Here is a 20,309-nt window from a genome sequence, read left to right on the forward strand (position 1 = left end):
ACGCGCTTCAAGTCGGCTTGCGGTTCGCATGGGGCTCTGCCAGCTAGGTTATTGGCAGATTGCCCAAAGACAATTTCGGAGTTGTCCCATGTTTCTTCCCAGGATTGGCGGTCTTGCGTCCGCTTCGCTTTTTGCCCTTTCGCTTGCCGCTGCCGTTCCCGGCAGTGCGGCGCTGGCGCTTGGTCCAACTGCCAGCCCACCGCCTGTCAATGAGGGTCTGATGCGCGAGGTGATCAAGACGCTCGCTTCCGACGACCTGGCCGGGCGCGGGCCTGCCAGTGGCGAGGAGCAGGCAACGCTTGAGGAAATCGTGGCGCGGTTCAAGGCGGCGGGTCTTGCGCCGGGCAACAAGGGTTCATGGTATCAGGACGTTCCGACCGTTACCATGAACGCAAGTGATTTCTCGCCGCTCAGCGTGCGCGGAGGAAAGGGTGCGACGCTTTCGTTCCTGCACGGCAGGGATTTCGTGGCAGGCAGCTACCGGGTGGTGCCCGAAACCCGCGTGAAGGACAGCGATCTGGTCTTCGTCGGCTATGGCGTGAATGCGCCGGAGCTGGGCTGGAACGACTATGCCGGGATTGACATGAAGGGGAAGACCGCGGTCATCCTCGTCAACGATCCCGATTATGCCATGGAAACCGAGGATGGCCCCTTCAAGGGCCGCCGCATGACCTATTACGGGCGCTGGACCTACAAGTTCGAGGAAGCGGCGCGGCAAGGGGCAACGGGTGCGATTCTCGTCCATGATACCTTTCCCGCTGCCTATGGCTGGAACGTGGTGGAATCGAGCTGGTCGGGCGATCAGCACTTCGTGGCGACGCCCAATGACGGAGCCGACCAGACCGCATTCAATGGCTGGATTCAGAAGGCCGCTGCCGAAAGCCTGTTCAAGGCGGCGGGCAAGGATCTCGGCGCTATGGTCAAGGCTGCCGGGCAGAAGGGGTTCCGGCCGGTGCCGCTAGGTCTCAAGGCCAGCCTCTCGTTCAAATCGGCGATCACGCGTTCGGTTTCGCGCAATGTCGTGGGCATCCAGCCAGGCACGCAGGCACCGGATGAATATGTCCTCTATTCCGCGCACTGGGACCATCTTGGCCGTTGCAAGCCCGATGCCAGCGGCGATGACATCTGCAACGGTGCGGTTGACAATGCGACTGGCATTGCCGCGCTGGTGGCGCTGGCGGACATGAACCGGAAGGCAGGGCCGACGCGGCGCAGTTCGGTTTATCTGGCCTGGACGCTCGAAGAATCGGGCCTGCTCGGCTCGGAATACTATGCCCGCAACCCTGTCTTCCCGCTGGAGCGCACCGTGGGCGGGGTCAACATCGATGCGCTTTATCCCGGCGGTCCTGCGCGCGACATCGCCGTTACCGGGGGCGACAAGTCCGAACTTTCGGCCATCCTTGCCCGCGTGGCCAAAGAACTCGATCTTGCCACGGGGCCTGAGGACAGCCCGGAGAAGGGCTATTACTACCGGTCCGACCATTTCAGCCTCGCCAAGCGGGGCGTGCCGATGTTCTACGTGAAGCGCGGCAGCGATCTGGTCGAAGGCGGCAAGGCGGCGGGCCGGGCGCTGGCAGAAGATTATGTGGCCAACCGCTATCACCAGCCAAGCGACGAATATGCCGATAGCTGGGACATGCGCGGGATTGCGCAGGAAGTGGACCTCTACTACCGGCTCGGCCGCCCGCTGTCCGAAGGAACCGACTGGCCCAACTGGAACGCGGGCGACGAGTTCCGCGCGATTCGCGACCAGAGCCGCGCAGGCATGAAATAAGGACAGGCACCGAGATGACGCCCGATTTCACCATGCCCCCTGAATGGCACCCGCAGGACTGGCTGTGGGTAGGCTTTCCCCATCTGGCGGAAGAATGGTCGGGCGTCATCGATCGCGCGCAGGAACAGATCGCAGCCTTTGCCAGTGCCGTTGCCGAAAGCGGACAGGAGGTGCGGCTGGTGGTGCGCGATGCGGCCAATGCCGCGCGGGCACGGGCGCTCGTCTCGTCGATGGTGATCCTTGAGGAACGCACCTACGGCGATGTCTGGCTGCGCGATACCGGGCCGCTGGTGGTCCGCAGCAGCACGGGCCAACGGTGTGCCCGTCTGTTCGGCTTCAATGGCTGGGGCGGGAAGTACCTTATGCCGGGCGATCAGGCGATCGGCGCGGATCTGGCCGCATCTGCGGGGCTGGAGACGGGCGAGAAGGCTGACTGGATCCTTGAAGGAGGTGCGCTCGATGGCGATGGCACCGGCCTTGTCGCAACCACTGAGCAGTGCCTGCTCAATCCCAACCGCAATCCGCACCTGTCACGCGCCGATCTTGAGGCGCGCCTGCTGCGCGATCTGGGCTATGACCGTGTCCTGTGGCTGGGTGACGGGCTGATAAACGACCATACCGATGGTCATGTCGACAATCTGGCCCGGTTTGTCGCGCCCAACCGGCTGGCCCTGCCGCGGGCAACGGGGCGGGATGATCCCAATGCCGCGATCTATGCCGATGCGCGCGCGCGCGCGCATGATGCAGGCGTTAATCTGGCCGAAGTGCCCTCGCCGGGGCGAATCGAATGGGACGGCGTGGTGCAGCCCGCCAGCTACATGAACTTTGTCATCACGACGAAGCTGGTGGTCGTGCCGGTATTCGGATCACCGCACGACAGCGATGGCGTGGCCGCGATTGCCGAGCTTTTTCCCGGCCGCGAAACCGTGGGCGTCATGGCCGATGCGGTGCTGGCTGGGGGCGGCGGCTTTCACTGCGCCAGCCAGCAGATGCCATCGGCCTGAGTCAGGGCCTTTTGCCGTAAGTCTTTCCGTTCCTTACGGATTTCAGGCTGCGGCAGCGCGGCCTGCACGCAGCCACTCGCGGGCGCGCCGCTGGGCTTCGGCAATCTCTCGCGCGGTCATTTCCTCGGCCACGTCGGCGCGGCAGCAGGCCGCCTCCTCGTGGCCGCCCACGGCTGCAAGGTTGAACCACTTGTGTGCCTCGATCATGTCGCAAGGCACGCCGTGGCTGCCGGTGGAATAGGCCACCCCAAGATCGAACAGCGCGTTGCAATCGCCATTGGCCGCAGCGGCAAGGCAGCTTGCCACCAGAAGATCGGCCGCGTTGCTGCTTTCGGCGGCGATGGAAGGCGCCGCCGTATCGGGCACCAGCTTGATCCAGGCTTTCGTCATGACCCCAAACCCCCTTCAAGGAAAGCCGGTCCCCGAACCTTCCAGGGGCGCTTTCACGAAGGCCAAGGTCAACAATCTTGGTCAACAATTGGTTAACGCGCATTGGCTCTCCGCAATCCGGATCGGAAAGCGTGGGAAAACTGTTGTGCCGCCCATCACACTTCAGGCCACCTTAATGCACGATGGCCGCCTAATCGCTTGTGCCGGTCACTGGCCAATTCTATAGGCGCGCCAGCAAAGAAGCTTGCACGCCGGAAACGGAAAAGAATGCAGGCCGGGAGGGGCGGATAGCTTGTTATGCGGAGGGCCGAATGGCTGGGGTGCTGAGTGACGAGATTGATGTTCTGGCAAAGGCGCGCCGCGCCATGCCGGGCGATTACGTGCCAACCGAAGACGAACCCTACATGAACGAGGCGCAGCAGGACTATTTCCGCCGCCTGCTGCTTGAATGGAAGAAGTCGATCCTCTCCGCTGCTGCGGGAACGCTTTCGGCCCTTCAGGATGGTCCGATTCGCGAGCCTGACCTCAACGACCGTGCATCGAGCGAAACCGACTGGGGCATCGAACTGCGCACGCGCGACCGCCAGCGCAAGCTGATCGCCAAGATCGATGCGGCCATGCGCCGGATCGATGAGGGCGAATACGGTTACTGCGAAGTAACCGGTGAGCCGATCGGCCTTGGCCGCCTGATCGCACGTCCCATTGCCACAATGACGGTCGAGGCACAGCAAGCCCATGAACGCAGGGAAAAAATCTCTCGCGACATGTAGGGTGTGCAGAGTTTCCGGTGGGCGCCTGCCCGGCCGGAAACGCGGTTAACGAAATGGCGTGCAAACCGTCTGTTAACCCTGTTTCGTTACAGTATGTCCACAGCCGGGTGCAATAGTTGCCCACGCGGGCGCAGGGGCATCCGCAGGATTGGGTAATGGACGTTGATGTGGGCGGGACTGGTGAGACCTTTGTTGACCGATAACGACCATCGCCAGCTGGGGCGCGACAGCCTTTTCCTCATGGCAGAGGTGCGCCTGCTGGATTGCGATGCCGAACACCGCATCAAGGTGCGCAATCTTTCGGCCGGGGGCATGATGGCCGAAGGCGCAGTCAAGGTTCAGCGCGGAACCCGGCTTGAGGTTAACCTGCGCAACATCGGCTGGGTCGAAGGCGTGGTTGCCTGGGTGCAGGACAACCGATTCGGCATCGCCTTCGTCGAGGAAATTGATCCGAAGCTTGCCCGCGCTCCGCTGGGCGAGGGGCCGTCGACGCCCCGCTTCGTCAAGCCGATCATGAGCGTTCCGCGAGGGCCGCTCCGCAAGATCTGAGGCATCGCGGCGCGCGGTTCACAGCAACGTGGACGTCGGCCTGACCCTCGCCTAGACACAACGGGCCATGTCCCGCTTTCTGCCTGCAACCCTGCTTCTGCCTCTGCTTCTGGCCGCGTGCGGCCAGAACCGCGAAGGCGCACTGGCGGTTGCAGTGATCGGCGAAGCATCGGCCTTCAGGGAAACCGGCGCGCGGCTCTCGGCCCCGGCGCAGCTCCTGCGCGCAGCCACCCACGAAGGGCTGGTCGGCTTCGACGAGAAGGGGCGCGTCGTGCCCGCTCTGGCCGATCGCTGGATCGTGACCGACAACGGGCGCAGTTACATCTTCCGGCTGCGTGACGGAACCTGGGCCGATGGGACGCGAATCAGCGCCGAGACGACCGCGGCCGTGCTGCGCAAGGCCATCGCGGCGCTCAAGGGCACGGCGCTGGGTCTTGATCTGGCCGCCATTGATGAAGTGCGGGTCATGGCCAACCGGGTGATCGAGATCGATCTGGCCGCCCCCGTGCCCGATCTCTTGACCTTGCTGGCGCAGCCGGAACTGAGCCTTGCCTATCGCGGCAAGGGCACGGGGCCGATGGCGCTTTCCCGTCCGCGGGATTCGGCTGCATCCTATCTTGAACTGATCCCACCCGAAGCGCGCGGGCTGCCCAGCCAGCCCGACTTTGCCACGCGTTCCCGGCCGGTGGCTCTCTCGCTGGTTCCGGCGGCGAGGGCCGTGGCCATGTTCGATGCGGGCGATGTCGATGTCCTGACAGGCGGCAAGGTGGATACGGTGCCGCTGGCAGGGCGTATCGGCCTCACGCGCGGGAATGTCGTGCTTGATCCGGTCACGGGGCTGTTCGGGCTGATGGTGACGAACACGCAGGGCTTTCTGGGTGCGGCCGCCAACCGCGAGGCGCTGGCCATGGCGATCGACCGCGATGCCCTGCTTGCGAGCTTCAATATCGGCGGCTGGCAGCCGACCACGCGCATCGTCTCATCGCAGACGGAGGACGATCTCGGGACCATAGGCGAGCGCTGGCAGGGCATGACCATGGAGGAACGGCAGGCCCAGGCGGCGAGCCGCGTGGCCGCATGGAAGGCGGCGGGCCAGCCCTTGCCGACGTTCAATCTGGCCATGCCCGACGGCGCGGGATCAACCCTCGTGTTCGATGCGGTGCGCCGCGATCTGGCCCGGATCGGCATTGCCGTGCGCCGCGTGCCCGAAAACGATCGGGCTGATCTGCGGCTGGTTGATGCGGCGGCTCGCTATGCCCGCGCCACATGGTTCCTCAATCAGTTGTCCTGCACGGTGCAGAAGGCGGTTTGCAGCCCGGCGGGGGACGAACGCGTGGCCGAGGCGCGCCGCGCCACCGATCCGGCGGCGCGTGCGGCCCTTCTGGCCGAGGCCGAGGCCGAGATTACCGCCGCCAATGGCTTCATTCCGCTGGCCAGGCCGCTGCGCTGGTCGATGGTGCGCAGCGGCACAACGGGTTTCGCGCCCAATCCGTGGGGATGGCATCCCTTGCCGCCGATGGCATGGCTCCCCAGATAGCAGTCATGGACAGAGCAAGGCCCGCGCGCCCCCAACCGTTTGCCGCCGGGCTGCCCCGCCTTGGCAGCGATCCTGCCGCCGTGCGCCAGCGTCTGGAAATGCTGGAACGCGTGCTTGAACGCGGTTTCATCATTCCGGGCATACGGCGCGAAGTGGGCCTTGATGCTCTTGCCGGGCTGGTGCCGGTTCTGGGCGATCTGCTGACTGCGACGATGGGGGCCTATATCGTGTGGGAGGCGCGCAATCTTGGCCTGCCCAAGTGGAAACTGTGGCGCATGGGCGCAAATGTTGCGTTCGATACCGCGCTTGGGGCGGTGCCGTTGGTCGGCGATGCCTTTGACGTGTTCTTCCGTTCCAACAGCCGCAACCTGCGCATTCTGCGCAGGCATCTTGATCGCCACCATCCCTGTCAAAGCCTGATCGAGGGTTAGGCGTCACTTGGCCATCGAAGCCCGCAAGCCGGAAAGCCTCGCGGCCGGAACTTCAGAAATCGATCGCGATGCCGTTCTTTTCCCAATCGCCGAAGCGGGTGGGATCGATGCCGTCCGGGTCATCGCCACGCTCCATAGCCTTGGGCGCAGGCGCGGGTTCATTGGTCCAGTGCGCAGGCGGTGTGAAGGTTGCCGGGCGCTTGGTGGCACGGGTGAAGGGCTTGTCCATGACCGTGCAAATGGGCCTTCGCGCAATGAACTGCAATTGCATATTGGGGCACAAGCGCCGATAGGCTTGGGCCATGCCCCGGCCAACGTTCCGTACAAAGCCCCGCGCAACCGACGCAGATGAAGCCCCCGGCGTTGCCGCGCGCCGCGCTGCGCTGCGCCTGCTGGATGCGGTGCTGCGGCGGGGCGATCCGCTCGATCAGGCCGCGCCGCCTGTCCTGCGCGCCATCGAACGCGGCGATGACCGCGCACTGGCGCTTGCCATTGCACAGGAAGCCCTGCGCTGGATGGCCGATCTCGATGCCCTGATCGATGGCGCGACGCGGCAGATCCTGCCCGAAGATGCCAAGGCCCGTTCGGTGCTGCGCATCATGCTGGCACAGACGCTGCGCCTTGGCCTGCCCGGCCATGCGGTTGTCGCCACTGGCCTGCCCTTGCTGAGCGGCGGGCCGCGCCGCCTTGCTCATGGCGTGTTTACCGCCGTCACAGCCAGCGGCGCCGCGCTGCCCGCCGCCCCCACGCTTCCGCCCGCTGTCGAGGCGCGCTGGCAAAGCGCATGGCCCGGCCGGACCGAAGCGATTGCCGCAGGTCTGGCCGAACCGCCGCCGCTTGATCTCACCTTGCGTGATCCGGCGCAGACCGCGCAGTGGGCAGAGCGTCTCGGCGGTCATTCGCTTGGTCCCGGTCATGTCCGGCTTGCCCGCGCGGGTGCGGTAGATGCGCTCGACGGTTTTCGCGAAGGCGCATGGTGGGTGCAGGATCTTGCCGCCAGCGTGCCCGCGCGCCTGCTGGGTGCGGGGCATGGCCGCCGGGCGCTTGATCTGTGCGCCGCGCCGGGCGGCAAGACCCTGCAACTGGCCGCCGCGGGATGGCGCGTGACCGCGCTGGACAAATCCGCCCGGAGGACCGAGCGATTGGCGCAGAACCTCAGGCGCAGCAGGCTTGATGCCGAAGTCGTCGTGGCGGATGCGCTGCAATGGCAACCGGATGCGCCCTACGATGCGATCCTGCTGGATGCCCCGTGCAGCGCCACCGGCACCTGTCGGCGCCATCCCGATGTGCTGCACCGTCAGGCCAATCTGCCGGAATTGACCTCGCTGCAATCCGTGATGCTCGAACGTGCCGCGGGCTGGCTCGCGCCGGGAGGAATGCTGGTCTATGCGGTCTGTTCGCTTGAACCTGAAGAGGGGGAAGCGCAGGCGGCGGCCTTCACCGGGCTTGCCCCCGTGCCCGTGACCGATGCTGAACTTCCCGCCGGTCTTGTAGCCACAGGCGGGCATTTCCGGTCCGATCCCGGAATGCTGGCACAGCATGGCGGCATCGATGGCTTCTTCGCGACCCGCTGGACCAGACGCTAGCGGGCCTTGCGCAGGACGATATAGACCGCTCCCGCGCCGCCATGGCGAGGCTGGGCCGGGCGGACGGCAGCAATCCTGCCCGCGTGGGGGCTGTGGGCCAGCCAGTCGAGCAATTTGGCCCGGATCGCTCCTCGCCTTGAGCCGCGCAGGTCGTGCTCGTCGCTTGGCCGGTGCTTGCCCGCGATCAGCAGCATGATCCGCGCGCCCATCGCCAGCGCCTGGGCAATGCCGCCGTTGAGGCGGGCATGGGCGGCATCAAGGCCGAGGCCATGCAGATCGATCGTCACGTCAGGCGCAATCGCGCCGCGCGCCAGCTTGCGCTCCCAGCTTGAATCCAACCCGTGGCGCTCAAGCGGGCGGGCGGGCGGCGGTGAAACGGCGGCGGGTGCCGGCAAGGGTGGCGGAATGCGCCCTCTGACGCGTTTGGTGGTTGTGGCTTCGGGAGCGGGCTTCGCCGCCATCGCCCTGGGAGGGTTGGCCTTCTGCCTTGGCGGGTGGAGCGGAGTGATCGTGGCCGCAATGCGTTCCCACAGTGCCGCCTCTTCGGGCGTCAGTCCGTAAGGGGCGGTCATCGCCGGGTCACGGTGCCGGTGCGGTCAAGCCGGTCGAGCACGCCCTTGGGCAGCAGGATCAGCGCGCGTCCGCGTGCCGACATGCCACCTGCAATGCGCCGCGCTTCGGCGCCTGCGCCCCAGAAGCTGTCAAAGCGGTTGGCGCCGGTGATCGCTCCGCCGGTATCCTGCGCCACCCAAAGGCCGCTGGCCTCGCGCCGGTCAAGCTGGAGCCAGACCGGTGCGCCCAGCGGCACATAGGCTGGATCAGCGGCAACTGTTGCGCCGCCTGTTACCGGCACGTTCAGTGCGCCCACCGGCCCCGGCCCGGTGAGTTCGCGGAAGAACACGAAGCTGCGGTTCTGCTGCATCAGCACGCGGCCCTGCGCGGGATTGTCGCGCAGGAACTGCTGGATGCCCTGCATCGAACCGGAATATTGCCCCGGTCCGCTGCCGATCAGCCCGCGTTCGCGCATCAGCGATCCGATGCCGGTATAGGCATGGCCGTTCTGCCCGGCAAAGCCGAGACGGATCACGCTGCCATCCGGCCCGCGCAGCCGGCCAGAACCCTGAATCTGCAGGAAGAATACTTCGACCGGATCGGCCGCCCAGCCAATCTCCAGCCCCTTGCCTGCCAGTGCGCCTGCCTCGATCTGGCTGCGGTCCCAGTAGGCGGTGAAGACGCCTGCCTCGTCATAGCGGCCAAGCGGCATCCGCCCATCGGGGAGGGGCGGGGCATCGCCCGGCCGCGCCCGCACCAGATCGGGCGGCAGGCCATAGATCGGCACGTCATAGCCGGGCTGGCGCGTGCGCACGCCTGCGATTTCCGGCTCGAAATAGCCGGTGACGAAGGCATTGCCCCCACCAACCTCGGCGGTTTCGAAATGGGTGGCAAAGAAGCGCTGCGCATCTCCGGCAGGCCATGTGGCCGCGGCGGCGCAAGCGGCGGTCCAGTCTTCGGGCCGGGTCAGGCCGGATGTATCGGTGCGCCGGGTGAGGCGCGGGCACGAAATCACGAAAGCGCCCAAGGCCCGCGCGGCATTGTCTGCCCCCATGCCCAGCCCCGCTGGAAGCGGCCCGCGCGCAATCCCCGCCAGCGCGGCATTGGGCGCCGTGACGATCGCAGGCGGCGTGACCGGTGTCGGTGCCGGGCCGCCAGGGATAAGCCTGACGCACCCGCCCATCAGGACCAGCGCGGCCAGAACAGCATTGCGAAGCGATAAGCGGGCAAGCACGGCAGCTTTCCCGTGACGGATCAGGCTTCGTCAGTTTCGTCGAGCAGCCAGTCGGGATCGCGCGCGGAAATATCGCGGCGGAAGGTCCACAGATCGCGGGCCTCGATGGCATCGTCGAGCGAACCGGCAATCACATTGCCATCCGCATCGCGCGTGACCGAAGCGATATCGGCAAGGAAGCGCACGGTGATGCGTGCCGTCCTGCCTTCGATCGAAGCGGCCACGATGCGGGCTTCCTCGATGCGGATGACGCGGGCATCGATGGTTTCGCCAGCCGCCACGCGGGCATCGATGGCCGCGGCAAAGCCTTCGTAAACGTCATCATCGCAAAGCTGGCGCAATTCGTCCTTGTCGCCGCGCCAGAAGGCTTCAAGGATCATCGTGTAGGCCGCTTTCGATCCGGCAAGGAACTGTGCCAGATCGAACCGGCGATCAGCCGCGATGATCGCGCGCACCCCTGCTTCGGCGCTGTTGTCAAAGGTCTGGACTTCGGGCTGTCCTGCCTCGCGCGGGCGCGGCGCAACCTGGCCGCCTTCGGCCGGGCGCTGGGCGATCTGTCCGGGACGGTTCTGCGCCGAAGGATCAGGCTGTTCGATCCGGCGGCGCATCGGCTCCTCGTCGCGTTCAGGGCGGCGGCCCAGAACCGAATAGAGGCGCAGGCCAAGGAAGGCCGCAATCATCGCCAGAATCACAATTTGAACAATCACGCGCTGGGTTCCCGAAACTGACCGTGCCGCCCCGCAAGGGCACACGGCGCAAGAGTAACGTGCCTCAAATAGGTACGGATTACAAATGAACAACGTGTGCATGGCCCTTTGGGCGGATCACCTGCACGATAAAACGGCCGGACTGTTGCCTTTGCGCTGCAACAATGAGGCGCAGGCAAAGCGGATTGCCCGCCGGGTGCCATAGTGCTAGTCGCGCGCACCAGCATTCAAACCTCACCGAAAGCATGTCTCCCATGGCCGATGAAGGCAATATCATCTCGAATCTCGATCTTGGTGGCCCCGCGCCCAACGGCGAGGACACCTCGCCCGCCATCGGTCTCATCTCGCAGTATGTGAAGGATCTCTCGGTCGAGAATCCGAATGCGCCTGAGAGCTACCAGTGGGCCGAAGCGCCGGAGATGGCGGTGGACTTCAATATCTCAGCGCGCTCGATCCAGCCGGAGATCCACGAGATCGAACTGAAGATCAACGTCACCTCCAAGACCGCGCAGGGCACGGCCTTCATCGTGGAACTGGCCTATTGCGGCCTCATCGGGATGCGCAACGTGCCTGATGAACAGGCCCACCCCTTCCTCTTCGCCGAAGGACCGCGCATCCTGTTCCCCTTCGCGCGCCGCGTGATCGCCGATGCGGTGCGCGATCTTGGCTATCCGCCGCTCATGCTTGAGCCGATCGATTTCAACGGCCTCTATCTCCAGCAACTGGCGCAGGCTCAGGCCACCGCAGAGGCTACCCCTGCCGGGCAGGCCTGATCCGGCGCTCTGATCCGGTAGCCAGAAGGATGCGGCGATGAACGCCTTGTCATGAACCTTGTGCCATGAACCTTCTGCCGTGAATCTTCTGAGGGCCACCGGCTCGATTGGCGGGCTTACCCTGCTCAGCCGCATTCTGGGGCTGGTGCGCGACAGTCTCTTCGCGCGCTATGTCGGGGCGGCATTCGCCTCCGATGCCTTTCTTGTCGCCTTCCGGCTGCCCAACATGTTCCGCGCGCTGTTCGCGGAAGGGGCCTTTTCGTCGGCGTTCATCCCGATGTTCAACCAGAAGGTCGCCAATCCCGAAGGCAAGGGGCTGCGCGACGGGCTGGACTTTGCCGAAGCCGCGCTGGCAGTCCTGCTGCCCGTCCTGCTGCTGATGACCCTGCTGCTGGAAATCTTCGCATGGCCGGTCACGCTGGTGCTGTCGGGCCGGTTCAACGGTGTCAGCGAGCAGCAGTTCGCCTATGCGGTGGAACTGTCGCGCTGGACGATCCCCTATCTCATGCTCATCAGTCTGGTCTCGCTGCTGGGCGGAATCCTCAATTCGCTGCAAAAGTTCTGGGTCAATGCGGCCGCGCCCATCCTGCTCAACCTCACGCTGATCGTTGCGCTGCTGGGCTTTCATGCCGATGACCCGCTGATTACCGCGCGCAATCAGGCGATCGCGGTATCGGTTTCGGGCGCGCTGCAACTGGCGTGGCTGGCGTGGGCCTGCCATCGCAACGGGGTGAACCTGCGCCTGCGCCGCCCCCGGCTCTCGCCCGAAGTGAAGCGGCTGATGAAGTTGATCCTGCCAGCCGCCGCAGGGGCTGGCGCGGTGCAGATCAACCTCGTCATTTCCACCGCGCTGGCGGCTTCGCTGCTCGATCATGGATCGGTCACGTATATCTACATGGCCGACCGCCTGAACCAGTTGCCGCTGGGGCTGATCGGCATTGGTCTCGGCACGGTGCTGCTGCCCACGATTTCGCGCCAGCTTGGCGGCGGCGAGGATGCCGCTGCGATGGACACGCAGAACCGGGGCATGGAGCTTGCCCTGCTGCTTACCCTTCCGGCCACGATCGCGCTCGTTCTGTGCGGCGAACCGATTGCTGCGGCCCTGTTCGGCTATGGCAAGTTCGATGCGCTTGACACGCACTATACCGCGCAGGCGCTTGCCGCCTTTTCGATCGGCCTGCCCAGCTACATTCTGGTAAAGGTGCTGACCCCCGGTTTCTATGCCCGTCAGGACACGAAGACCCCGCTGCGCTATGCCTCGATTGCCGTGGCCGTGAACCTTGCTGGCAATCTCGCGCTGATCGTGCCGCTAAGGCACATGGGACCGCCACTCGCCACGGCGCTGGCTTCCACGGTCAATGTCTGGCTGCTCTACCGGACGCTGGCAAAGCGCGGGCATTTCGTGGCCGATGCCCGGCTCAAGCGGCGGGTCTGGCGGCTGGCGCTGGCGGCTGCGGCGATGGGCGGCGTGCTCTGGGCCGGGCAGGGGCTGGTCATGCCGTGGGTCCAGGGAACATGGCTGGTCCGTATTGCGGCCATGGCCGGTCTGGTCAGTGGCGGAGTGCTGGTCTATGGCCTCGCCGCCATGATGACCGGCGCGTTTCGGCCCGGCGATCTCAAACTTCTCCTGCGGCGTCGCCGCTCCAACTGAAGGCATGTTGAATGCGTATCGTTTCCGGCATCCAGCCCACCGGCAATCTCCACCTCGGCAATTACCTGGGGGCGATCCGCAACTGGGTGCGGATGCAGGATGAATGGACCGCCAAAGGGGCGCAGTGCCTCTATTTTCTGGCCGACCTTCACGCCATTTCAATGCCGCATTCCCCGGCCGAACTTGCCGCCAACACGCGGGAAATGGTGGCGGCGCTAGTTTCCTGCGGCATCGATCCCGACAAGTCGATCCTGTTCAATCAGGCACAGGTTCCCGCCCATGCCGAACTGCAATGGCTGCTGAACGGCACGGCCCGCATGGGCTGGCTCAACCGCATGACACAGTGGAAGGACAAGGCCGGCAAGAACCGCGAGGGCGCATCGGTGGCGCTTTTCACCTACCCCGTGCTTCAGGCCGCCGACGTGCTGCTTTATCAGGCCACTCACGTTCCCGTAGGCGAGGACCAGAAGCAGCATCTGGAGCTTGCGCGCGATATCGCGCAGAAGTTCAACAACGATTTCTGTGCTGAAGACGCACCGCTGTTCACGCTGCCCGATCCCATCATTCCGCCCGAAGCGGCCCGCATCATGTCCCTGCGCGATGGCACGGCCAAGATGAGCAAGTCCGATCCTTCCGACATGAGCCGCATCAACCTGACGGATGATGCCGATGCGATCATGCAGAAGGTGAAGAAGGCCAAGACCGATCCCGAACCGCTGCCCGGCACGATCGAGGGGCTGGCCGGACGGCCTGAGGCCAACAATCTCGTCGGCATCTATGCGGCAATGGCCGGGATTTCCGCGGCCGATGTGCTGGCGCAGTTCGAAGGCAAGGGTTTCGGCCAGTTCAAGCCCGCGCTGGGCGAACTGCTGGTGGAAACGCTCTCGCCCATGGCAGCGCGCTACCGCGAACTGCGCGGCGATGGCGAAGCGCTTGATGCCATCCTTGCCAAGGGTGCCTTGAAGGCCCGCGATCTGGCCGCGCCCATGCTGGCACGCACATATGCGGCGCTGGGTCTGGTAAGGGGCTGAAAACGCGATCAATGTTGCACAATGTTACCCCGGCGCAATCTTTGTTGCCGGGGCATTCAACGTGCGTTCAGCACTTCCTGTCCACAAAGACGCCATGCTAAGCACAGTTGCGTCAGATAACCGTGACGCAGGCAGAGGATCAGGAGTCGCAGGATGAAGTCGCTTTTGCACAGTCAGCCTTCCGGGCAGCCTGCGGCCGCAGGCAGCAGCCGGCGCCGCCTTCTGGGCATGGCCGCCGTGCCCTTGCTGCTGGTGGCGCTCAGCGGGTGTGCCACCCCGTTCAAGGCCGATGTCAAGCGCTTTCAGGCCCAGCTTCCCGCCCCTGCCGGGCAGACTTTTGCCGTGGTTGCCGACAACCCGCGCGATGCGGGCGGGCTTGAGTTTGCGCAATATGCCTCGCTCGTCGGCAAGCAGATGGAAAAGCTTGGCTACCGTCCGGCCAATGCCGAAGTGGCCGATCTCATCGTCAAGTTCGAATATGGTATCGATGGCGGCCGTGACCGCATCCGCAACACCGGCTTTGCCGATCCCTTCTGGGGCGGCTGGGGTGGCTGGGGCGGCTGGGGTCCGGGCTGGGGTCCCGGTTGGGGCCGCGGCTGGGGCCGCGCCGGCTTTTACGGCCGTGGCGGATGGGGCTGGGGCTGGTATGATCCGTTCTTCTTCGGCGGCGCGGGCTGGGGTGGCGGCGTCGATGTGGTGACGGTCTATACTTCGGGCATCAACCTGAAGATCGATCGGCGCGAGGATGGTCAGCGTCTGTTCGAGGGCAAGGCCGAAGCCGCTTCGCAGTCGAACCGGCTGTCCTATGTCGTGCCCAATCTGGTCGAGGCGATGTTCACGAATTTCCCCGGCAACAACGGTGAAACCGTGCGTATCTCGATCGCGCCCGAAAAGAAGACGATCAAGAAGATCGACTGACCCGCACCCTGTGCGAACAGGCAAAAGGGGCCTCGCAGCGATGCGGGGCCTTCTTTGCGTTGAACGTTTGCGCTTGTGTCAGCCTTTCAGCGCGGCCAGCCCGCCGGTCGATCCGAAGCCGCCTTCGCCGCGTTCGGTATGCGCAAGCGAATCCACCTCGACCCAGGTGCCGCGCGTGACCGGCGCGAGGATAAGCTGGGCAACACGGTCGCCCCGGCGGATAGAGAAGGTTTCGCTGCCGTGGTTGATCATGATGATCTTCAGTTCGCCGCGGTAATCGCTGTCGATCGTGCCCGGCGTGTTGGGCACCGTGACCCCGTGCTTCAGCGCAAGGCCGGAGCGCGGCCGGACCTGGATCTCGTAGCCTTCGGGAATGGCCAGCGCGAGGCCCGTCGCCACGGCATGACGCCCCCCCGGAGCAAGATCGATGTCCTCGGCCGCAACCACGTCCATTCCGGCAGCGCCTTGCGTGGCATAGGCCGGCAACGGCAGGTCCGCCCCATGGGGCAGACGTTTGACGAGCACCGGAACTTCAGGCGTGTTTGCTTGCAGCGATGGCATGGGCGATTCTCTCGATCAGGGTGGCGGCGGCGGCGTCCTTGGGCAGTTCGGGCAGGCTGTCCACGCCTTCTGCGTTCACGATATGCAGACGGTTGATGTCACCGCCCATGGCATGGGTGGCAACATCGTTTGCCACGATCCAGTCGGCACCCTTGCGCAGCAGCTTGGCGCGCGCATGGTCGAGCACGTCGTTGGTTTCGGCAGCAAAGCCGACCACCAGCGCAGGCCGCCGGTCCGACCGGCACAGCGTGGCCAGAATGTCGGGGTTCTCCACCAGTTGCAGCGGGGGGACAGTGCCCGAACCATCCTTCTTGATCTTCTGTGCCGCTTCGCCGGCGCTGCGCCAGTCGGCCACGGCGGCCACCATCACCGCCACATCGGCAGGCAGCGCGGCATCGACCGCGGCGGCCATCTGGCGCGCGGTCTCCACATCGATGCGCGTCACGCCGGGCGGCGTGGGCAGGTTCACCGGGCCGGAAACCAGCGTCACCCTTGCGCCTGCGCGGGCGGCGGCGGCGGCAATGGCAAAGCCCTGCTTTCCGCTGGAACGGTTGGCGATGTAGCGCACCGGGTCGATTGGCTCGTGCGTCGGGCCTGCCGTGACCAGCACGTGCCTGCCGGAAAGTGGCCCTGCACGTCCTTCAAGGCACCGCGCGATTTCAGCCACGATGGCTGCCGGTTCGGGCAGGCGTCCGGGGCCGAACTCGCCGCAGGCCATTGCGCCGTCATCTGGCTGCATCACCGTGATGCCATCGCCGCGCAGCACGGCAACATTGCGCTGCGTTGCAGGATGCTGCCACATCCGCACGTTCATGGCAGGCACCGCCAGAACGGGCTTGTCGGTCGCCAGCAGCAGCGTGCTGGCCAGATCATCGGCAATGCCCGCGGCCATGCGGGCCAAGAGGTCTGCCGTGGCCGGGCAGACGACCACCAGATCGGCGCTGCGCGAAAGCTGGATATGCCCCATCTCGACCTCGTTCTTGAGGTCCCACAGCGTTGTATGCACCGGATTTTCGCTGAGTGCGGCCAGCGTCATCGCGGTGACGAAGCGCGATCCGCCCTCGGTCAGCACGCAGGTGACGCTCGCGCCTTCCTTGCGCAGCAGCCGCACCAGTTCGCACGCCTTGTAGGCCGCGATGCCGCCACCGACGATCAGCAGGATGCGCTTGTTCATCATGCCCGCGCTTGTGCATTGGCGCACCGCCGCGCGCAATCCTTTTGCGCATGGCCGCATTCTGTTGCAGGCTGGGCGCAAAGCAAAAAAGGGGGATCCGGCAAATGCGACTGGTGCTGACTTCGCTGGTGTTTCTGGCGGGCTTGTTCGATCTGTTCATAGCCATCGGCTTTCTGACCGGGCCGGCGCAGACCGCCACGGGGTTTGGCATCGCCGCCACGGGCACGGCGGGCATTTCAACCATCCGCGCGGATTTCACCTCGTTCTTTGGGGTTGCGGCGTTCTGCATGATGTGGGGCGCATGGCGGCGCAACGCTGATCTTCTGCTGGTGCCCGCCGTGCTCTTCGGCATTTCGTTTGTGGGCCGGGCGATCGATCTGGCAGTGACGGGCAGTTATCCGGGCTGGGCATTTCCGATGGCGGTCGAGGCAGGGCACGTGGTGCTGATGCTGGCCGCATGGCGCCTCTTGCCGCACCACCGGCTTCAGGAAATCGCCGCCTGATCCCGCGCCAGGCCCCGGCCCAGCAGATCGGCGGCGATCTCGGCGATCTCCTCGACCGGGCGTGAGGTGTCCCACACGCCGAAACGCAGGCCCAGAAACACGTTCATGCCCATGATGGCCCAGGCGCGCACATCCTGCGCGCCATCGCGCAGTGCGCCAGCCGCGGCGCCTTCGGCAAGGCGCGCGGCGATGCGGGTGGCCGTGCCTTCATAGTGCGCGCGGTAGCTGACCGGGTCGGCAAACTCGGCCTCGTCGATGATCCGATAGATTTCCTTGTGTTCGCGGGCAAAGCGCAGGAATCCTTCAAGCGCCTCGCGTTCGCGCGTGAGACCGATTGATCCTTCGCTGACGGCGGCCGCAGCAGTGGTTGCCACGCGGGCCGACATGTCGCGCACCAGCGCGGTGAAGATCGCGTCCTTCGAATCGAAATAGGTATAGAAGCTGCCGAGCGCGGTGCCGGCACGCCGGGTGATGCCGCTGATTGACGCTTCGTGAAAGCCCCGCTCGCCAAACTCGGCCGCAGCAGCATCGAGCAGCTTGCGCAGGGTTTCCCGGCCCCGCGCAGTGCGCGGCACTTTGCCGGGACTGGCGGCGCTTACCTGCGCCATGGCTGATCGTCCACGCGGCTTCTCCCCCGGCCTGATGCATCCAGCCGCGCGCCCGGCGGTGATGCTGTTGCCAATCCGCCACGATTCGTAGCGGGCAAATCGGATTATCACAACGAGAAGTTGAAAGGTGGTTCAACTTTCAATATCAGCAGGAATGCGGACGCACGAAGTCCGCGAGAGGGAGCCTGTTTGTGATGACCCGACTTTCTGCCCGCGCCGTTCTGGCCGCTTCCGCCGCGCTGATGGCGCTGCCCGCCATGCCTGCCTTTGCGCAGGAAGCACCTGCCGACGAAACCGCTGCGGCAAACGATTCGGGCGAGATTCTCGTCATTGCCCGCCGCCGCGAGGAACGCCTGCTCGACGTGCCGATCGCTGTTTCGGCGATCAGCACCGAATCGCTGGAAAAGGTGGGTGGCCGCGATCTGTCCGCCGTTCAGGGTGCTATTCCCAACGTCAATATCGTGCAGGGCCGCGGTTCGGCCAGCAGCGCAAACTTCTATATCCGCGGCATCGGCCAGCCCGATGCGCTGGCCACCTTCGATCCGGCGGTCGGCGTCTATGTCGATGGCGTCTATCTCAGCCGCATTCAGGGCGCGCTGCTGAACCTGTTCGATGTCGAGCGGGTCGAGGTGCTGCGCGGCCCGCAGGGCACTCTCTACGGCAAGAACACCATCGGCGGCGCGGTAAACGTCGTTTCCAAGAAGCCCGATCTTTCGACCCTGCGCGGCGAAGCGGCCTTCACCTATGGCCAATACGATGAGGTGACGGCCAAGGGTTATGTTTCCGCGCCGCTGATTCAAGACAAGCTCGCGCTCTCGGTTGCGGGTGTCTATGATGACCGTGACGGCATCGTGACCGATCCGCGCACGGGCCGCCGCTACAACGACCGCAATAACCTCGCCGGCCGCGCCACGCTTCGCGCCAAGCCTTCCGATACGGTCGAGGTGCTGATTTCGGGCGATTATACCCGCCAGCGCAACGCCGCCACGCTGGGCTATCTTACCGCGCCGTTGATCCGGACGGACTTTGCGCTGGGCGGTGTGGTGCTGGCACCGGCCAATCCCTATGGTCCTTACGACTTCCGCGCATCGACCAGCCTTGCTCCCGATCAGGGGCAGAAGCTCGATCACTGGGGGCTTTCGGGCACGGTCAACATCGACCTGACCGACAGCCTGCAACTCACCTCGATCACTGCCTATCGCAAGCTCAAGACCGACTTCTTTGTCGATATCGACGCGACCCAGTTCGAGATCGGTGATGTCTTCGTGGGCACCCGCCAGAACCAGTTCAGTCAGGAACTCCAGCTCAAGTATAGCGGCGACAAGCTGAACGGCGTGTTCGGCCTCTACTACCTGCACGAGAACGTCGGCTCGCATCAGGAAGCCTATGCGGACGATCTGTTCGCCTTCTTCGGCAGCCCGATCACTTTCCTGCGCACGATCGACGACGAGCAGGTGACGAAGAGCTATGCCGCTTTCGGCCAGCTCACCTATGATTTCACCGAAAAGTTCGCGGTCACGGCGGGTCTGCGCTACACGCAAGAGAAGAAGACCTACGACCGCTGCACCACCACCGCATCGACGCTGGGCGCGCTGAACGGTCTGGCCTACTGCTTCCCGCAGAACCTGCCCGCGCCCTTCACCGGGATCAACACGGTCAGCTACGATGCGTGGACGCCCATGGTCACGCTGTCCTACAAGCCGACCACCGACACGCTGATCTATGCCTCGGCCAGCCGCGGCTTCAAGGCGGGCGGCTTCAACGGACGCGTCAACTCCAACGGCGATATCTCGGTCACGCTGAACGGTGTGACCACGGTGGTCCCCAACTTCGATCCCGAAACCGTCTGGACCTATGAAGCAGGCGCCAAGGGCAGCTTCCTTGGTGGCAGGGTGCTGATTTCGGCTGCGGCGTTCTATTCCGATTACAACAACTTCCAGGCACGTGTCGGCAATGGCACGAACGTTGGCCTTGGCGGCAGCTTCCCCGTGCTCAACGCCGGCAAGCTGCGCATTCAGGGGCTGGAGTTCGATCTCTCGGTCCGCCCGGTCAAGGCGCTCACGCTGTTCACCTCGGTCGGTTATCTCGATGCCGATTACAAGCGCTTCGATGATCCGCGCCGCCTGCCGCCGCTGGGCGGGGCCGCGTTCAGCTGCAACCCCACCGGGGCCGCCATCACCTGCCGCCCGGCTTTCGCGCCGCCGCTGACCCTGCGGGCGGGCGGTGAATATCGCGTCGCGCTTGGCGATGCCTCGCTCACGCTGGGCGGCGATGCCCGCTTTGTCGACAAGCACTTCCTCTCGGTGGATAACCGCCCCGGACTGACCGAGGATGGCTACCTCATCGGCAACCTCTATGCGCAGGTCGATTTCGACAAGTTCTACCTGCGCGGCACCGTGCGCAACGTGGGCAACACGCTCTACAAGACCGACGGTCAGGAGTTCAGCTCGGTCGGGAACATACAGACCGTCTATTACGGCGATCCGCGCACGTGGAACGTTACGGTGGGTGTGCGTTTCTGATCCATGCCTGAACCACAGAAGGGCAGGCGGTCCT

21 protein-coding genes are annotated in these 20,309 nt (G+C 65.0%); 13 read left to right on the forward strand and 8 right to left on the reverse strand.

Features of this window, described 5'->3' with window-relative positions; genetic code table 11:
• The first annotated feature begins 88 nt into the window (after positions 1-88).
• Together DKM43_RS10065 and DKM43_RS10070 are read left to right on the forward strand one after the other, a co-directional pair.
• Entirely contained in the window at positions 89-1,774 is a 1,686-nt protein-coding gene (locus tag DKM43_RS10065) for a M28 family metallopeptidase (protein WP_109798348.1), read from the forward strand.
• Positions 1,775-1,788: 14 nt separating this feature from the next.
• A complete protein-coding gene (locus DKM43_RS10070; protein ID WP_109798349.1) occupies positions 1,789-2,778 on the forward strand; it encodes an agmatine deiminase family protein in 990 nt (329 codons plus the stop codon).
• A gap of 42 nt (positions 2,779-2,820) precedes the next feature.
• Here DKM43_RS10070 and DKM43_RS10075 read toward each other — a convergent pair whose 3' ends face one another.
• Positions 2,821-3,168, reverse strand: a complete 348-nt coding sequence (locus DKM43_RS10075; protein WP_236632499.1) for an SEL1-like repeat protein — start codon at positions 3,166-3,168, stop codon at positions 2,821-2,823.
• 311 nt (positions 3,169-3,479) lie between these two features.
• Between DKM43_RS10075 and dksA the strand changes: the two genes are divergently transcribed.
• The 4 genes from dksA to DKM43_RS10095 all read left to right on the forward strand — a co-directional run bounded on the left by dksA (position 3,480) and on the right by DKM43_RS10095 (position 6,455).
• Positions 3,480-3,938, forward strand: coding sequence for an RNA polymerase-binding protein DksA (gene dksA, locus DKM43_RS10080; protein WP_109798350.1), 459 nt, complete (start codon positions 3,480-3,482; stop codon positions 3,936-3,938).
• A gap of 192 nt (positions 3,939-4,130) precedes the next feature.
• The gene (locus DKM43_RS10085; protein WP_201739831.1) at positions 4,131-4,487 is read left to right on the forward strand and encodes a PilZ domain-containing protein; all 357 of its coding nucleotides are present in this window, start codon (positions 4,131-4,133) and stop codon (positions 4,485-4,487) included.
• A 67-nt stretch (positions 4,488-4,554) separates the two neighbouring features.
• Positions 4,555-6,024 carry an ABC transporter substrate-binding protein gene (locus DKM43_RS10090; RefSeq protein WP_109798352.1) on the forward strand — a complete coding sequence of 490 codons (1,470 nt, stop codon included), beginning with the start codon at positions 4,555-4,557 and terminating at the stop codon, positions 6,022-6,024.
• A gap of 5 nt (positions 6,025-6,029) precedes the next feature.
• Positions 6,030-6,455 (forward strand): DUF4112 domain-containing protein, encoded by a 426-nt coding sequence (locus DKM43_RS10095; RefSeq protein ID WP_109798353.1) that lies wholly within the window; start codon positions 6,030-6,032, stop codon positions 6,453-6,455.
• Between the two features lie 52 nt (positions 6,456-6,507).
• On the opposite strand, the gene DKM43_RS10100 is transcribed toward DKM43_RS10095, so the two are convergent.
• Positions 6,508-6,684 carry a DUF1674 domain-containing protein gene (locus DKM43_RS10100; RefSeq protein WP_109798354.1) on the reverse strand — a complete coding sequence of 59 codons (177 nt, stop codon included), beginning with the start codon at positions 6,682-6,684 and terminating at the stop codon, positions 6,508-6,510.
• Positions 6,685-6,757: 73 nt separating this feature from the next.
• Here DKM43_RS10100 and DKM43_RS10105 point away from each other — a divergent pair, with 73 nt between their 5' ends.
• A complete protein-coding gene (locus DKM43_RS10105; RefSeq protein WP_109798355.1) occupies positions 6,758-8,041 on the forward strand; it encodes an RsmB/NOP family class I SAM-dependent RNA methyltransferase in 1,284 nt (427 codons plus the stop codon).
• Here the strand turns inward: DKM43_RS10105 and DKM43_RS10110 are convergent.
• The 3 genes from DKM43_RS10110 to DKM43_RS10120 form a co-directional block, all read right to left on the reverse strand.
• Positions 8,038-8,613, reverse strand: coding sequence for a Smr/MutS family protein (locus tag DKM43_RS10110; protein ID WP_109798356.1), 576 nt, complete (start codon positions 8,611-8,613; stop codon positions 8,038-8,040). The two genes, DKM43_RS10105 and DKM43_RS10110, sit on opposite strands and share 4 nt — an antisense overlap.
• A complete protein-coding gene (mltA, locus tag DKM43_RS10115) occupies positions 8,610-9,776 on the reverse strand; it encodes a murein transglycosylase A (RefSeq protein WP_109798484.1) in 1,167 nt (388 codons plus the stop codon). Before mltA ends, DKM43_RS10110 begins: the two co-directional genes overlap by 4 nt.
• Before the next feature lie 71 nt (positions 9,777-9,847).
• On the reverse strand, positions 9,848-10,534 hold the full coding sequence (locus DKM43_RS10120; protein WP_145960499.1) for a Tim44/TimA family putative adaptor protein: 687 nt from the start codon (positions 10,532-10,534) through the stop codon (positions 9,848-9,850).
• 254 nt (positions 10,535-10,788) lie between these two features.
• Between DKM43_RS10120 and secB the strand changes: the two genes are divergently transcribed.
• From secB to DKM43_RS10140, 4 genes are all read left to right on the forward strand, one after another.
• On the forward strand, positions 10,789-11,307 hold the full coding sequence (gene secB, locus DKM43_RS10125; protein ID WP_109798358.1) for a protein-export chaperone SecB: 519 nt from the start codon (positions 10,789-10,791) through the stop codon (positions 11,305-11,307).
• 79 nt (positions 11,308-11,386) lie between these two features.
• Positions 11,387-12,958: a murein biosynthesis integral membrane protein MurJ gene (gene murJ / locus DKM43_RS10130; protein WP_109798359.1), complete on the forward strand. Its 1,572-nt coding sequence runs from the start codon at positions 11,387-11,389 to the stop codon at positions 12,956-12,958.
• 11 nt (positions 12,959-12,969) lie between these two features.
• A complete protein-coding gene (trpS, locus tag DKM43_RS10135; RefSeq protein WP_109798360.1) occupies positions 12,970-13,989 on the forward strand; it encodes a tryptophan--tRNA ligase in 1,020 nt (339 codons plus the stop codon).
• Positions 13,990-14,142: 153 nt separating this feature from the next.
• Positions 14,143-14,907 carry a DUF4136 domain-containing protein gene (locus tag DKM43_RS10140; protein ID WP_109798361.1) on the forward strand — a complete coding sequence of 255 codons (765 nt, stop codon included), beginning with the start codon at positions 14,143-14,145 and terminating at the stop codon, positions 14,905-14,907.
• 78 nt (positions 14,908-14,985) lie between these two features.
• Here the strand turns inward: DKM43_RS10140 and dut are convergent, their stop codons facing one another.
• Positions 14,986-15,468 (reverse strand): dUTP diphosphatase, encoded by a 483-nt coding sequence (dut, locus tag DKM43_RS10145; RefSeq protein WP_109798362.1) that lies wholly within the window; start codon positions 15,466-15,468, stop codon positions 14,986-14,988.
• Positions 15,440-16,645, reverse strand: a complete 1,206-nt coding sequence (coaBC, locus tag DKM43_RS10150) for a bifunctional phosphopantothenoylcysteine decarboxylase/phosphopantothenate--cysteine ligase CoaBC (RefSeq protein WP_109798363.1) — start codon at positions 16,643-16,645, stop codon at positions 15,440-15,442. Before coaBC ends, dut begins: the two co-directional genes overlap by 29 nt.
• A gap of 101 nt (positions 16,646-16,746) precedes the next feature.
• Between coaBC and DKM43_RS10155 the strand changes: the two genes are divergently transcribed.
• On the forward strand, positions 16,747-17,145 hold the full coding sequence (locus DKM43_RS10155) for a hypothetical protein (protein ID WP_109798364.1): 399 nt from the start codon (positions 16,747-16,749) through the stop codon (positions 17,143-17,145).
• On the opposite strand, the gene DKM43_RS10160 is transcribed toward DKM43_RS10155, so the two are convergent.
• Positions 17,127-17,753 (reverse strand): TetR/AcrR family transcriptional regulator, encoded by a 627-nt coding sequence (locus DKM43_RS10160; RefSeq protein WP_109798485.1) that lies wholly within the window; start codon positions 17,751-17,753, stop codon positions 17,127-17,129. The two genes, DKM43_RS10155 and DKM43_RS10160, sit on opposite strands and share 19 nt — an antisense overlap.
• Before the next feature lie 194 nt (positions 17,754-17,947).
• Between DKM43_RS10160 and DKM43_RS10165 the strand changes: the two genes are divergently transcribed.
• A complete protein-coding gene (locus DKM43_RS10165; RefSeq protein ID WP_109798486.1) occupies positions 17,948-20,275 on the forward strand; it encodes a TonB-dependent receptor in 2,328 nt (775 codons plus the stop codon).
• The last annotated feature ends 34 nt before the right edge of the window (positions 20,276-20,309 follow it).

The organism is Novosphingobium meiothermophilum (assembly GCF_003171715.1).
GTDB classification, from domain to species: domain Bacteria; phylum Pseudomonadota; class Alphaproteobacteria; order Sphingomonadales; family Sphingomonadaceae; genus Novosphingobium; species Novosphingobium meiothermophilum.

What these genes read in the sequence shown, in the direction of transcription:
- DKM43_RS10065 (WP_109798348.1), top strand. Translation starts at nt 89, where the DNA reads ATGTTTCTTCCCAGGATTGGCGGTCTTGCGTCCGCTTCGCTTTTTGCC.
- DKM43_RS10070 (WP_109798349.1), top strand. Translation starts at nt 1,789, where the DNA reads ATGACGCCCGATTTCACCATGCCCCCTGAATGGCACCCGCAGGACTGG.
- DKM43_RS10075 (WP_236632499.1), bottom strand. Translation starts at nt 3,168, where the DNA reads ATGACGAAAGCCTGGATCAAGCTGGTGCCCGATACGGCGGCGCCTTCC.
- dksA (WP_109798350.1), top strand. Translation starts at nt 3,480, where the DNA reads ATGGCTGGGGTGCTGAGTGACGAGATTGATGTTCTGGCAAAGGCGCGC.
- DKM43_RS10090 (WP_109798352.1), top strand. Translation starts at nt 4,555, where the DNA reads ATGTCCCGCTTTCTGCCTGCAACCCTGCTTCTGCCTCTGCTTCTGGCC.
- DKM43_RS10095 (WP_109798353.1), top strand. Translation starts at nt 6,030, where the DNA reads ATGGACAGAGCAAGGCCCGCGCGCCCCCAACCGTTTGCCGCCGGGCTG.
- DKM43_RS10100 (WP_109798354.1), bottom strand. Translation starts at nt 6,684, where the DNA reads ATGGACAAGCCCTTCACCCGTGCCACCAAGCGCCCGGCAACCTTCACA.
- DKM43_RS10105 (WP_109798355.1), top strand. Translation starts at nt 6,758, where the DNA reads ATGCCCCGGCCAACGTTCCGTACAAAGCCCCGCGCAACCGACGCAGAT.
- DKM43_RS10110 (WP_109798356.1), bottom strand. Translation starts at nt 8,613, where the DNA reads ATGACCGCCCCTTACGGACTGACGCCCGAAGAGGCGGCACTGTGGGAA.
- mltA (WP_109798484.1), bottom strand. Translation starts at nt 9,776, where the DNA reads ATGGGCGGGTGCGTCAGGCTTATCCCTGGCGGCCCGGCACCGACACCG.
- secB (WP_109798358.1), top strand. Translation starts at nt 10,789, where the DNA reads ATGGCCGATGAAGGCAATATCATCTCGAATCTCGATCTTGGTGGCCCC.
- trpS (WP_109798360.1), top strand. Translation starts at nt 12,970, where the DNA reads ATGCGTATCGTTTCCGGCATCCAGCCCACCGGCAATCTCCACCTCGGC.
- DKM43_RS10140 (WP_109798361.1), top strand. Translation starts at nt 14,143, where the DNA reads ATGAAGTCGCTTTTGCACAGTCAGCCTTCCGGGCAGCCTGCGGCCGCA.
- dut (WP_109798362.1), bottom strand. Translation starts at nt 15,468, where the DNA reads ATGCCATCGCTGCAAGCAAACACGCCTGAAGTTCCGGTGCTCGTCAAA.
- coaBC (WP_109798363.1), bottom strand. Translation starts at nt 16,645, where the DNA reads ATGATGAACAAGCGCATCCTGCTGATCGTCGGTGGCGGCATCGCGGCC.
- DKM43_RS10155 (WP_109798364.1), top strand. Translation starts at nt 16,747, where the DNA reads ATGCGACTGGTGCTGACTTCGCTGGTGTTTCTGGCGGGCTTGTTCGAT.
- DKM43_RS10160 (WP_109798485.1), bottom strand. Translation starts at nt 17,753, where the DNA reads ATGGCGCAGGTAAGCGCCGCCAGTCCCGGCAAAGTGCCGCGCACTGCG.
- DKM43_RS10165 (WP_109798486.1), top strand. Translation starts at nt 17,948, where the DNA reads ATGACCCGACTTTCTGCCCGCGCCGTTCTGGCCGCTTCCGCCGCGCTG.